At 47.6% G+C, this 14,544-nt stretch carries 4 protein-coding genes; 1 reads left to right on the top strand and 3 read right to left on the bottom strand.

Annotation, left to right across the window (positions count from 1 at the left end; genetic code table 11):
- Window positions 1–69: 69 nt before the first annotated feature.
- The 3 genes from BLU87_RS12560 to BLU87_RS12570 all read right to left on the bottom strand — a co-directional run bounded on the left by BLU87_RS12560 (window position 70) and on the right by BLU87_RS12570 (window position 13,723).
- Window positions 70–10,974, bottom strand: a complete 10,905-nt coding sequence (locus BLU87_RS12560; RefSeq protein ID WP_092349080.1) for a translocation/assembly module TamB domain-containing protein — start codon at window positions 10,972–10,974, stop codon at window positions 70–72.
- 64 nt (window positions 10,975–11,038) lie between these two features.
- Window positions 11,039–12,658 (bottom strand): GNAT family protein, encoded by a 1,620-nt coding sequence (locus BLU87_RS12565; RefSeq protein ID WP_092349083.1) that lies wholly within the window; start codon window positions 12,656–12,658, stop codon window positions 11,039–11,041.
- Window positions 12,659–12,670: 12 nt separating this feature from the next.
- Complete coding sequence (locus BLU87_RS12570) at window positions 12,671–13,723, bottom strand: hypothetical protein (protein WP_092349086.1); 1,053 nt, start codon at window positions 13,721–13,723, stop codon at window positions 12,671–12,673.
- Between the two features lie 412 nt (window positions 13,724–14,135).
- On the opposite strand from BLU87_RS12570, the gene BLU87_RS12575 reads away from it, so the two are divergent.
- Window positions 14,136–14,441, top strand: coding sequence for a rhodanese-like domain-containing protein (locus BLU87_RS12575; protein ID WP_092349089.1), 306 nt, complete (start codon window positions 14,136–14,138; stop codon window positions 14,439–14,441).
- Window positions 14,442–14,544: the final 103 nt, after the last annotated feature.

Raw genomic sequence — 14,544 nt, forward strand, 5'->3', positions numbered from 1 at the left:
CATAAGAAGCGATTCCTGTTTCATTTATATGAAATACACATGACTTTTCAAAACTGAATGACCACTATATTAAAATGATAAACTCGTAAAGTCGGTCGTTCCGCGGCTTGTCTCTAGCTCCAATATTTGAAATTGGGAAAAATTATTCCCTTGATACTGGGTCGTGTTACCAATCGCCTCATCCTGTGCATAGTTATAGTCGGCCCCGATAAGAGACTCGGTAAAATCTCGGGTAAACACTTTGACACCACCAAAATAATCCACAACATGATATCCATAAGTAGAGTTAGAAATTCGAAATAACAGTCTTTCCATTAGCTGTCTTTCATAGTCGCTTGTAAACTTCATTTCGATACGATGGTTGATACTATCACTCTTGCTTCTCACGATATATTGACCTTTTCTGAAAGTAATAGAATAACTTCCTTCATCAACTGCTGGGTCAAATTCAATTTCGAGTTCGATTTCATTCCAGTTAATCGGTGCCTTGGTTGTAAATCTTAGTTCGAGAGTTTGAAAATTTACCGTGCTAAAAGTAAGCGCTAATTCTTCTTTTGCCAGATTAACTCTTCCCTCTATCTCTTCAATAACACTTGCTGCAGGCGCACACTGCTCGAGATCATTTTGTACATTTTGTTCATTATTATCAAAGGCATTTCTTAAATTAGTCAAAGAGACCATTTCAGGCGGTTGACACAAAGATCCAACGCTACTGAATTCTCCATTGATGTATCGCTCCCATAATGCCCGCAACTCTTCTCGCTTAGCAGCATAAGGGCCTGCAGCAAGGGCCTCTTGATAACCGGCCTGATCAAGGGAATACTTAACAAAATAGTTGAGATTTTCTAGGCCTCCATCAGCAATAACATCTTTAGAGCCTGAATACATGGCCGATGGCTCCTCACCATTTTCGGGAAGAGTTAAATAGAAATTTGCTCCATATATTTTTTGGTTGCCCTCGTCCAATATTTCGACTGTATATTTATTTTGATAACCATCGCTAGCAACGACGGCACCAACTCTATCGTTGGCAAGAACATACTCATTGGCGGCGCCTCCTATGCCATTTCCAATGTATGTAGGGCCAGCCGCAACCTGCATCACACCACCGCCAACGACCGTTACGCCACCTTCTGCTGAGTTCTCATCAACATCGGCTTCATCTGCGCCACTTCCAGCTCGGTTACGTCTCTTACTCGTTTGACCTCTTTGTTTTTGATTTGTACCTTTTTCAATTTGTGCGACATAACGTTCAAGTTGTTTTCCTTGCGTAGTGCTTCCTGCTTGAGTTTGGCTCGTATCCCCCTCATTCGTCTCTGGTTCTGTGATAAACGGATAAGGCCATACTCCATTTGGCAATTGCTTGGAATACTTGGTAACCCCTTCTGCATTTGTATAAGATTTCATTATGTACAGTGGTTCCGTCGACTTAAAGACAAAGATCGACCGTTGACTACCACCCTGATCATCGGTCACAGCACCACCGAAATCCCAAGCTCCCGACACTGGCGTACCACTGGGGTCTAAGACATTTATTTTAATTTTGTTTCTTTCTTGCCCATCTCTGAGAGCCTCTGCAGCTAAAGCATTTTTCATCTCCAAATATACATTGGTATCAGCATAGACAGGAGCGGTTGACACTGAGGGGTAAACCCCCAAAACCATCTCGCGAAAATTGGTGGGTTCGTCTGTGGTTGTGAATGAAACCGTCACAACCTCTTCTTTCACCAGAGAGCCCCAATTTCTATCAGCACCATAAGTGATGGTGGAACCAGAGGTTGTCGGATTAAATGTGCGTAACTGCAACACTGTACTTATGCTGTGTTCTTGACCTTTCGATAGAGGTGCAAGCGGGCTATAAACCATTTTTTTCAACCCGAGCAAACCACCACGCATTGCTCCAGAATAACCATCAAGTAGAAGGCCCTTATTGCCGTCCTCAATCTCGGTAAAATTGACGATATCCCCATCTCTTTCAGGATGTTTTACTGTCAACACATACCAATTATCATCGTCATACACAAAAGGGTGCATCAGCGGAATCGTGGTGCTTATTTCGAGTTCATTAACCAGTCTAACCTTGGTTGCATTGTTTTGGGGCCGAGTCATGGCAAGCAAAGGGAGATCAGCAATATTCGCCTCCATGGTTGCCCCTTCAGTCCCCTCTGGAATGACGAAATCCATCTCCCAGCTTCCACTTATTACGCCCATAAGGAAGGAATAACTGACTTCTCCATGCATCATCACATAGGTTGGGTTTGGTGCTCTGAAATGGGCATCAAGTTCGGCGTATGCAGCCATAATTTCATAATTTTCACCACCAACTCTGACCCCGGCTTCAAGTCCAATCCAGACCCTGCCACTGGCATCGATATAAAAAGGTGCAAAGCCACCCTCAACCGCTACTTCTGCACCCCCATAAATCCTGCCATAAAAGATCCACCATTCGCCGCCTAAATCAAAGGTTTGCTTAACCCCCAGCGCCAAGCCATCAGAACTAAGCTGGATATAACCTGAACCCGTAATATATTCTAACGCAGTGACATTAAGGCGCTGATCCTGGGAACCAAACCAGATATGCCAATCACCATCGGCAAACAGCAGGTCAACCGTGCCATCGACACCGAGCATGGTCAAACTTCCAAGCTTTTTAGATAGCTTTGCTTCTGCCTCAACGTGGAATAATGGCGGACTGGAACCAAGAGTGATCGTTGCTTCTAGATCAGCGTCTCCAGTGTGGCTTTCGGTCAAAAACCAAGAATCACCATGGAGAGTCAGCTTTGAATCCTCAATATAAAGGGTGAAATCACCATACCAAGTGGAAAAATCAGAGGTGCCAATACCCACCTTAGCCATAAGAACAAAGGGGTTATTTCCATCTTTCGTTAACGCACCGGTTTCAGCATTAACAGTCATATGATAGGCACAGCCACCACCAACTTTATAAAGCGACAGGGGAATAGCGCCCAGTGGAACACCACCAGACCCACCAGCGGCCAATGATGCCCCCCAATAGGTATAGGTATCGGTTGACCCGAGAATAAATTGGCCATCCATAGAGATCGTATTGGCAACATCAACAATAACAGCGCCACTAAACTCACTCTCAGAGAGTCCAAGCTCGACCTTAAAATAGAGCGAGCCTTCGTGGTACTCGGTGACAATCTTTTCAAGGTCAATGGTCGCATTTTGATGGAGCGTCAGGACAACATCAGCGGCAATCGGACCCGCAGAAATTCCTCCAGCGATATCAAAGAAGAAGTGGTCATCGTAACCCAGAGCAAACGTGGTTAAATCGACTTTAGCACCAGCCAGCGTAGCTGAGGCACCATTGAATCCTGTTTCAATGACAACACCATCAATGGTGATACCACTGTCTGAAACCTCGATACCGGAAAGGATGATGGGACTGGGCAAGCCCGAAAGAAGGGTCGCCCCCTTGATAGCAAAACTACTATCAAGGCCAAAATACAACCCTGGGTTGTCACCCGCTGAGTGATAGCCAGCGTTTAATCCCGAGACAGTGACTGTTGCAAAAGGGGCCTCATGGGTAAAGCTTTTCGCTGAACTCCCCCCTATTGACCAAGCACTAACCCCATTGTTTGCAAGTGCAAGTTTTGCCGCTATTTTCATTGCAAAAAATTCTTCGAGGGTCAACTCCATACCTAGACTGGCGCTTGCGATAGAAAACTTATCAAACGCTAGATTCGCCTCGGTCAGCATTGCATCAAAACCAATATCTGCGAGGTCAACATTATTGGCTGAGACTTCTCCTTTAAAACCGGTGTCAGAAATAGTCCACTCATTGATAGAAATATCAATCTGCTTACCTTCAGCATAAGGAATAGTCAAAGTCCCTGCGAGGGTTAAGCTCTGATCATCAAAACCAATATCTCCACTAAAATCTCTAACCTGCAAATCGGTTCCGGGTAAATTGAAGGCGAGTCCGACAGCATTAAAACCATAGGTATTTTCGACATTGTCAAAAACAATGGCAGGGGTGAGATTAGTCACACCATTTGCAACACTGGCCATACTGTAGCCATCCCCAAAACTAAGGTTGCCATCAATTTTCTTCAACTCAAACATCTCAGTTACGTCGCCCTTACTGGAATCAAAAGCAACCTTAATTTCTTTTAAATGGGCATCAATCCCATAGGTTGTATGGGGAACAACGGTCATGCTTTTCCCCACAGTGTCAGCCCAGGTCACGGTCACCTGCAAACCGTTGTTCGCCAAACCGAAATCGCTAAAACTTAAACCTTCGGTGTAACCGGCAAGAATTCCCTGATCAAAGCTGATGGAGGCTCCGGCGCCAATCTCACCAAAAACGCTGCCTCCTCTGACACCAACGGAAACACTTGGCAACGAGGCGTTGAAAAAGTCATTACTGATCGTGAAACTTCCTTCGGGATCAAAACTGATAGTGCCACTGTTGAGGGTTTTGCTGTCCATATCGATGTCAAGGTTTGACACCGAGACCGGCAATTCGCCAAAAGCATTCAAGCTGCTTGGATCAAGAGAGCTATGCAAAGCTCCCAGATAGAGACTCGCCTCACCACTCCACTCCCCGTCCACCAGAGCAAGGGCCCCCGTCAACCTGTAATCACCGAAGTTGACAACAATATCATCAGCCCGCAGGGTCCCTAAATCGATATCGCCCTTGTGGGAAATAAGGATACTCCCCTCGACGGTCTGACTGAGAATGGTGGCGTTACCGTTAAGGATAATCCACATAAGGTTATCTTTGACCGTGAAACCGAATTCGCTCAGAGCGAGTTGTGCCAGCCCCTCTCCTACCGAGAACGCTGGCAGATCAGCGGCAAACATCACCGGGTCATCGATACTCGGCATACTGATGGAGTTTTTAGAGATCGACAGGTCGCTGAAATTAAAGGTTTTTGCGACATCAGCAACAGTCGGATCAAGGGCAAGATCACCATCGATAATAACGTTTATTTCCCCGTCTACGTAGCTACCACCAAGCTTCTTTAAGGTGAGATCGGCAAACCCAGCAAGGCTGAAGGGGCTCTCTGGTAACTCTGTGACAATCGTCAACTCTTCTAACCCGAGATTACTCAGACTTGCAGTCACATCAATCGGGATATTATCAAATTGAACCAGCTTGATGGTTGCAGCCAGCGAACCTGAAATTGAGTTACTGCTGACGCCAAAAGAAAAGGACTGAACATCTGCCGCGAATCCAGCCAGTCCAAACTTGCCAATACTACCGGGATCAATATCAACCTCACCCGTGGTTGAAACTCCACTGGAAGAAACTACCAGGGCACTGACCTCGGATAAACCGATGGATCCGCCCCCCAGATTTGCAGGCAATTTCACCCGGCCCCAAACCTTGAGTTTTTTGTCATTGAGATAGAGACGCCCGTTGATATTGTTGACATGAAATTCGGTACCAGGAATTTTAAAATCGAGTCCAGATAAGCTCTCAGCAGCTTCTTTTGCTGCCTGTTCAGCGGCCTCTTTGCCCATATCAGCCAAATCGCTATTCGGCTGCATTCCCCAAGTAATCCCCCGATCTGCCAACATCGTCAGTTGGGTAAAGTCCTCTGCCATCTCATAACCAGAACCCAATTTGATACTGCCATCAAGATCGGTAAGCCTCAGCATATCCACTATTTCTGCAGCACTAGTATCCACCGCAACGGTCAGTTCGCTAAGGCGCAGAGTTATTCCATAGTCACCCGTGAGAACTGGCAGAACGACCGGGTTGCTCCCAGCATTATAGGTTACCGAACCGGCAAAGCCACGTGGCGACAGTTCAATATCGGCAAAGCTTAAATTTTTCGGGGCATTAGGAATATCAATTCCAGCCAGTGAATCCAGATTGAAATCACCATCGACAGAGGCACCATTAGAACCAAAACTCACTGAACGAATTTCAGCGGAAAAAACACCAAGGTCTGGGGTGAGTGCTTTCTTGAAATTTAAAACCACCGTACCACTGGTCACTTTTTTGTTTTCGAGGTCGATCGCCAGATTTTCAAAACTGACATTGACTTCACCAGTCAACGGATCTTTGAGCTCTGCAGGCAAATACTCGGTTAAAAATCCAGCATTAATAGAGCCAGCCCCACTGATTAAACCATCCTCCATTTTAGCGCTGGTCCGCAGGCTGAAATCACCGAGGGCAAGATACAGACCATCAAAACCAAAGTCAGATATTTCAAAGGTTTTATCGTGGAATATTTTGGCGGTGATACTTGCTTCACCTCCCATGTATTCAGCTTGCCCCTGTAAACCAAACCAGAGCAAACCATTGCTGATTCCCAGACCATACTTTTCCAGACTGACTGAAGCCGCATTAATATTTATGGTCGTAGCAGAAAGGGTCTGCCAACCGCCAAGGTCACCAGTAAATTCAATCGCAGCCTTGTAGACCCGTAACCCTGAAAACTCCACAGGCCTTTGATATTCGGAAAAAAGACTATGGGTTGGGGTGATCATTCCCGCAAGTTCGACATAGAAATTATCGTTCTTGTATCCCCCCTTAACCTCTTTCAGAGTAAGGCTGGCAAAACCGTCAAGATTAAAAGATTTATTCAAATTGCCAGAGTCAATTTTTACTTGCTGCAATCCATCCTTACTATCAAATGCAGCTGTAACCGCAACTTTCAGGTTCCCAAATTGGGTGAAATCGAGATTTCCAGCCAGACTCCCTGAAATCACATTATTGTCAATCCCAAGGGACAGACTGGTCAGGCTCGTATCGATATCAGCCAGTGACATCGCCGGCAAGGTACCAGGGTCAAAGACAAGGGGACCATCCGTCGATAATCCGTTGGAGGCGGATAGAGTCACAGGTTGATCTGCCGGAATAGTGATACTGGCATTGTTCATTGCTGCTGGCAGATAAATGGTCCCAGAGATAGACAAGGATTTTGCAGCTAAATCAATGGCGCCACCAAGATCGCCAATGGCAAAACCACCAGGTAAATTCAACCGAGCAAGAGAGACGGGTGCGGCGGCGATAGTATTTTTCCCCCACGAAATAATATTATCACTCAGCAATTCCAAATCGGAAATTTCCAGACCATTAAACCCAGAACCAAACTCAACGCCACCACCAAAGGTTTTAAGACTAACCATTGTGGCAAGGCTCTTACGCGTATCAACATTCACCGACAGCGTATCAAGATTCAGTTGGAAACCAAATTCACCATCAACAATGGTGATGGAACGCGTTCCTCCGCCACCGATGAGATCAATATCACCGGCAATGGCGCCAGCGCCTAAATACAGATCGGTAAAGGGGATCTCTTCCACAGGCAAACCGAGCCCGGAAAGATTAATCGCCCCGTCGATAGAGGCGCTGGAGGTGGTAAAAGTGATCCCGGCAAAGGACAGGGTAACCGGCCCCAGCGTGACATTGAAAGGGGCTGCCGGGATATAGCCAACAGAACCTAGGGATACCGAACGATTCGCCAGATCAACCTGAAAATTATTGAGTTGGACAACAAGTTCCTGAGCATCATTCAAAACCCCGGCGGGCAGAGCATCGATCAACGCCTGAGGCAGCCCACCAATATACCCTTGGGTGTTATTGGCAATCGCACCTGCTTCATCAATATGATCACCTGCCACCTTGAGGAAAAAATCACCGAGAGCAAAGTAGATGTTGTTCAGGTCGATCCCATCGATACGGGTTGTCCCATCATGAAAAATACGGGCTGTTGCCGTCGCGGTACTGCCACCGAGACTGGCTTGCCCCTTCAGACCAACCCAAAACAGATTGTTTTCTACCCCAATACCGTATTGGTTGAGGGTAAGAAAGGCCCCTTCGATTTGCGCCGCGGCGCCAGTAAGTTCGTGCCAGCCTTCGAGGTCACTGGCCAAAGTGATGGCATCTGGAGAAATCGTCAACCCTGAAAAAACCAAAGCATCGTCAATCCCTGTGACAGATGAGACTAAGCTATTTGTTGGGGTGATTGAACCATCCAGAACAACAGAGAAATCTCCCTTGTCATATTCCAACGCCAGTTTTGTCAGAGTGAGAGTCGCAAATTCAGCAAGGGGGAAACTATAGCTCTCCTTCTCCACCGCCATGCGGAATCTGTTCAGCCCATCCTTATTAATATCAGCAGCAATATCCAACGGCAGATCGGCAAAACTATTTAAGGTGACTTGCCCGCTCAAGCTACCGGAAGGAATATTGTCGGCAATCGCCAATGACAATGTCGACAGGGTGGTCGGAAAGCCGGAGAGATCAAGAGACGGAAGCGTCCCCGCAGCGAATTCCAATGTCCCTGCGGTAGAGATCCCTTTTTTCGACAGCACCAATGGAGTGACCGCTGGCAAGCTGACGGAACCGCCGCCTAATGAATCGGGAAACTGGAACTGGCCATGAAGGGATACACTTTTGGCTGCGAGATTGATCGCTCCACCAATATTTGCCAATTTGAAATCGGTGCCGGGGATCGTCAACAGCGCCGTTGCAACAACCTCTTCCCCTTCAGCCACCGCCGTTTGTCCCCAACTGATGGTATGATCGGCCAACAACTGCAGATTTGGCACGGCGATATCCCCATAACCGGGACCGAATTGCAACGATCCCGAAAATCCGGTGAGTTGAACCATCTGCGCCACGGGAAGTTGCGTGTCGACAGCCACCTTCAATGCAGATAAGGCAAGACTGAATCCGTAATCGCCGTCTAGAATATCAATCGTCCGCACCCCGGCGAGTCCGACAAGATCAACGTCCCCGGCAAAACCGCTACGGCTGAAATTTAAACCGGTAAACGGAATATCCGTTGCCGGCAGATCAAAGCCTGCCAAGGACACTGAACCCGCGATTTCGGCACCAGTGCTGGAAAAAGTCATCCCCGTCAGTTGCATGGCAACCGGACCAAGATCAAAGGTCAGCGCTGTAGATGGATTTATAGTCACCGAACCCAAGGTCACTTTATTGTTGGCCAGATCGACATTGAAGCCGTTAAGCTGCACCAGCAGTTCGTTATTTTCATTAAAGAGGGCGGGGAATTTATCTATGGCAATCTGTGGTAACCCTGCAATCACCCCCTGGGTTGCATCATTGACAAGACCGTTGGCGTCAACTGCGCTACGATCCAGCTTGAGGAGAAAATCACCATAGGCAAGCTGCAAACGTTGCAGTTGCAACCCGGTCACCTCAGTGGTGCCATCGTGGAAAATCCGTGCCGTGGCGTTGACCTCCGCTCCAGCCAGGGAACCACTCCCCTTCAGTCCCACCCAGAATTTATTATTTTCGACTCCGATGCCATATTCACTCAGCGCCAGGACGGCATCTTCAATTTGCACTGACGCACCACTCAAGTCATGCCAACCCGCCAGATTATCAGCCAAAGTAATTGCGTCACTGGCGATGTTCAAACCAGTAAAGACCAAAGATTCTCCGATCCCCTCTATAGACGAGATAAGATCTCCAGCAGGAGTGATAGAACCGTCCAGATCCACAGAGAAATCCCCCGCAGCGTATTCCAGACCAATCCGGGTCAAACTCAAGGTGGCAAAATCGGTGATGGTGTAATTGTTGGTTGCCTTTTCCACCGCCATGCGGAGGGAATTCAATCCGTCTTTATTGATATCCGCAGCAATATCCAACGGCAGACTGGCAAAATTGCTCAGGGTTATCTGGCCCGTCAAGCTCCCTGACGGAAGATTATCGGCAATAGTCAACGATAATGCAGACAGGTTGGTCGGGAATCCAGACAGGTTAAGAGATGGCAGAGTGCCCGCAGCGAATTCAAGCGTTCCGCCGGTGGAAACCCCCTTGCGGGAAAGAATCAGCGGGGTCTCCGCGGGCAGACTGACAAAACCTCCACCTATCGAATCTGGAAATTGAAGCTTGCCGCTGAGTGAGACGCTTTTTTTCGCCAGATTGATGGCACCACCAATATCGATAAGTTTAAAAGCCGTGCCGGGAATTGTTAACTGCGAAGCGACGGCCTCAGCACCTTCGGCCACTGCCGCCTGTCCCCAGCCAATGGATTGATCTGCCAGCATGCTGAGGTTTGGAACCTCCAGATTGCCATACCCCGATCCAAGCTGCAATGCTCCACCAAGAGCTGAGAAGGAGAACGGCACATCCTTGTTAGTGTCAACCTGAAGTGTCAGGGCATCAAGAACCAGAGTGACGGCGTATGTCCCTTCTATCAGATCGAAACTGAATGGTTTGCTGGCGTTGGCGATGGAGATATCACCGGCGAGACCAGCCAGAGTCAGGTTGATCGCGTCAAGGGGTAAATTGGGGAAACTCATCCCCTGGATATCAAGCTCCAGAGAGCCTTGGAGTGATGTTCCAGTAGGGGAAAAAGTCATCCGATCAAGCTGCAATACGGCACCGGGCAGAGTGAGGGTTGTTTTCGTCGCCACCACAACGGTTCCGCTGACAATCTCCCCTGCTTGTGTCTGCAAGTCATTAAAACTGACCAGAAGTTCCTTGGACTCTGGATCGAGCAAACGCTCCGGCAGATAAGAGCCAAGCCAACCCAAGGCGATGGAACCCTGACCGCTGAGCTTTTCAGCTTCAGCGACAGCAGTAGTACGTAATTCAAATTCACCGATGCGCCATAGTTCGCCAGGCAGATCTGTTTGTCCATCCTTCACGACCCGGATAGAAAATTCATAGATCTTGTTAATCTCGGGGTAGAACTTATACCTCCAACGACTATGACCATCAGCCGCTTGCCAGGTGGTGCCTCCATCCAAGGTGATTTCGACATTCAGATCTTTGACTGCAATCTGTTTCTGCTCACTCTCTAAGAGCCCTTCGATAAGAACTGAACCGTCCAGCAAATCCCCTGAGGTAAAGATGATCTGCCGTGTATCATACTCCTCGTATTCCAGACCGTTGACGGTGACATAATCCAAATAACCCAGGTCAGACCCATCATAATAGGCAGATTGGGCCGGAATGACCGTGGCACATAGGCATAAGAGGCAAAGGAAGAGCTTAGCAACAGATCGCATGTTCATAAGTCAGGCCTTTAAAATGTAAAAAGCCGCTCACATTTGATACAGGGTGTAAGCGGCCAGTTATTTAGAATGAAAACAGATAGGCGAGTTTGACCAGATGTTCTTGATAATCTTGATCTGTTGTCGTCTCATCAGATTCATACTCACGTCGTTCAGCACTGAGACGGATCGATTTTGAGCGGTCGGATCCAGGATGATAATCGGCCCGGAACTGGTAATTGATATATTGGGTATCTGCGGCAGCATCGTTGCCATTGTTCTTGGTTGAAGCAAAAAGATCCATCGACCAGAGGTCTCCGGCGTCGTAGCCACAATCAATTCGGCCACCGAGGCCAACCTGGTCACCGCTGTTTTTATTGATAAAGTTGCCGTCAAGGGTGAGCGTAGCGCGAACCAGATGATCATCGGCAAGACGTTTCTTCCAGCCAAGAGTTCCGCGCACAGTGTTGATTTGCTGATTTTCTGCACCCTCAGCGTTATCGTCGATAAGGGTGAGGATGTAACTGCTGCCGTAGCGCCAACCGCTTTTGGGCCGGTTATTGAAATCAATCGACATCACTTGCATGTTTTGATCAGAACCGCGGCCACTATTGCGTTTGCCCTGCAGTCGCAAACCGAAATCACCACGTTTCATCCAGTCGGGTCGATAGGTTAAATAGAGCGCAGCGTCACGGGTAAACAGAGTATCACCCAAGCCGCCATCAAGATTATCCTGACTGTGTTTCAGGGTAAGACGCGCCTTGAACTCGCGGTTGATCATCCACTCGGTATCATTTTCAAATCGTTCACGGTCAGCTGCAGCGCTGGCAATGACCGGTTTGAAATCGGTATCGAATCGTTCATACGTGAAGTTGACTCGCAGTGAGCGTGGGATTGGCTTAGTATAAACTTTGACCCGGATAGCTCCGGCGTCTTCATCATCCTCATTATCTCTGGTGTTGAGATCACTCTGATTGTACGCGGTTTCACCCCGGATACTCAGATAGCGGTTAAAGCGCCAGTTCCAATTAACGCCGGCGGTTTTTGCTTCGGCGGTATCCATAGCCAGAACGCCCCCTTGATCGGCAGTGGCAGAATCATCTTTGACGAAAGAGATCGCTGCGCCGATCGACTGTGCGGGGGCATGATTCCAGGTGCTATGCATTCCCGCAACGTACCGATCAACCGAGTCATCAGCGGTGGAGTCGTAGACCTCTTCCCATGAGGCTTTCTGCAACCCGCCAATCAGCCCCAAATCCCAACCGCTATCCCGGTCGCCAATCTGATAAGCAAGCTTTGCCCCTTTGGCGCTGGTACTGAGGACCATGGGGTTACTGGAAGCAGCGACATCGCCCAACTCGAGGTGGAGTTTCTCCGTGCGATAGAACCCATGTAGATACATCAAGCGAGCGTCACGGTTGTCAACTTGCTCATTATTGGTCGCACGTCCACGCAAGTCCAGACCGACCCGCGCTGCTTCGGTCTGCTTTTGTATCGCAATACTCAATTCCTGACGCCAGGTGGTCCCTTCATCCAGGGTACTCGCAGCGTTGCCACTGACATCCTGCCACTCCAGCATAGTCTCTGAGCGACCACGAACTTGCCAAGATTGAGCGCTTGTAGGATCAGCAGCAAACGAAAAACCAGAGAGAACAAAGGTATAAATTAAAGGAATAAGCAGTAAACATTTCGTTGTATTAACCATTGATCCATATCCTTAATAGTTGTAGGAAGTCGCATTGTTGCTTTCATTGCTTTCAGAAACGACATCGGTTGAATCAATCGTCAATACTCCGGGAGGAAAGATACCCGTCAACATTCCGGAAAAACTGGACCCAGCAGCAATCGGCCCAATCTCCATGGTCACTTCACTAGGCGCACTCACAGCAACTACAGGAACTTCTATCCCATGCAAAGTGCAGCTAGTACTAGCTACCGTTCCATCATTGTAAACAACAAAGTAAACCTGATCGTCAAGAAGATCGATAACTTGTACCCTCAAATCAGCTTGCCCCTGTGGGGTTTGGTGACAGCTGTTGTCATACCAATAACCACCGTTAGACGAACAGTTGGCACCATCACACAACTCAAGATGCTGGCTATCGCAGACTGCCGCGGGACTGTATGGGGTTTGATGACAGCTATTGTCATACCAGTAACCACCGTTGAACGCACAGTTTGAACCATCACACAAGTTCAGGTGTTGGGCATCACAAACAGCTCCGGGCTCAGCAACGACTGCCGTCACTTCCTGACCGGAAATTGGTGAAACTTCCTGAACCCATTCGGGCAAGCTAGCGCCGAAGAGTTGGTTCCCTGCCAATTCAATCAGCAGATAATCACCTTCCACTTCGTCAAATAGAAACCGGGAAACCCCTTTTTGGGTTATCTGCCGACCATCATCCAGACTTTCATAACGTTTCTCCCAGTGGACAAACAGAAACTGTTTGACGTTATCGGGGACCACTTTGTCGATCCAATAATCGACCTGATGAATTTCATAATTCCGGAAATCGCTATAGAGGGCATCGGTGAAGGTGATGTAATCCTGCCGAAAACGCTCATCGGAGACGTAATCAAGAAAACTACGCGCATCTTCATCTTCATAGGCGGCCATCAGCTCTTTAAAAACCGATTCGACCTGCATGGCACGGGTTTTATCCTGCACGATCAATTCGCGATCATAACTACTCGCACAGAATCCAACCGCAACAGACATAAACAAAAGCAACAATGATAGCAATGATTTAGCACAAAATTTCACACGCATAAGAATCCTCTAAAATCGATAAAGGTTTGGAATCCAAGTCCGTATTGGTGAGAACACCGAGAGAATTAATGAAATATTATTTTTTAAAAAATAGATAGGAAGATATAGAGAAGCCCCCCCTCACATCAGGCAGTTAACAAGAATTGTTTCAATACATTGCAAATAGTTACATACTGATATGTGACACTTATCACATTTTCCGAATATATTCATAGGAAAAATCGATCATAAGCCATAAAAAATGATTCGCCTCTTTCGTACCAGAATCACAACGACCACCTTGATTCAGAATCCTCGCCGCTGACACCAGCGACAAAGCCAAGAGACACGTGGAGATAAAACGCCCCCGCCCCTTTCACCTCGGAATCGCATCCATGTTACAATATCCAAAACCCAACAAAGGAGAACAATAATGCGGACAATATTTCCCATACGCTTGTTTCTATTGTTTTTTTTCACTTTTGCACTTCTCGGCAACGCAATCGCCATTGAGATACCTGAACGCCCGGGAGATGTTAAAAGAATTTCCATGACAGAGTTTCAAGCACTACTTGCAAGCAATGAAATTGTTATTATCATTGACACACGAACCCCGGGACAATGGCAGCAAGCAGCAGACAAAATTCCCGGTGCCATAAGAATTGATTCACAAAGTGCATTACAAAAGTTCAAAGCAGAGGTTCCACCCGCTACGGAAATAGTCACTTACTGTACTTGACCGAGTGAAGGTTCCAGTGCCGGTCTGGCACTGACATTGATGAAAAATGGCTTTACCCACGTACGACCGTTACTGGGTGGCTATTATGCCTGGATTAAAGCAG

This window comes from Desulfuromusa kysingii, assembly GCF_900107645.1.
GTDB lineage: Bacteria > Desulfobacterota > Desulfuromonadia > Desulfuromonadales > Geopsychrobacteraceae > Desulfuromusa > Desulfuromusa kysingii.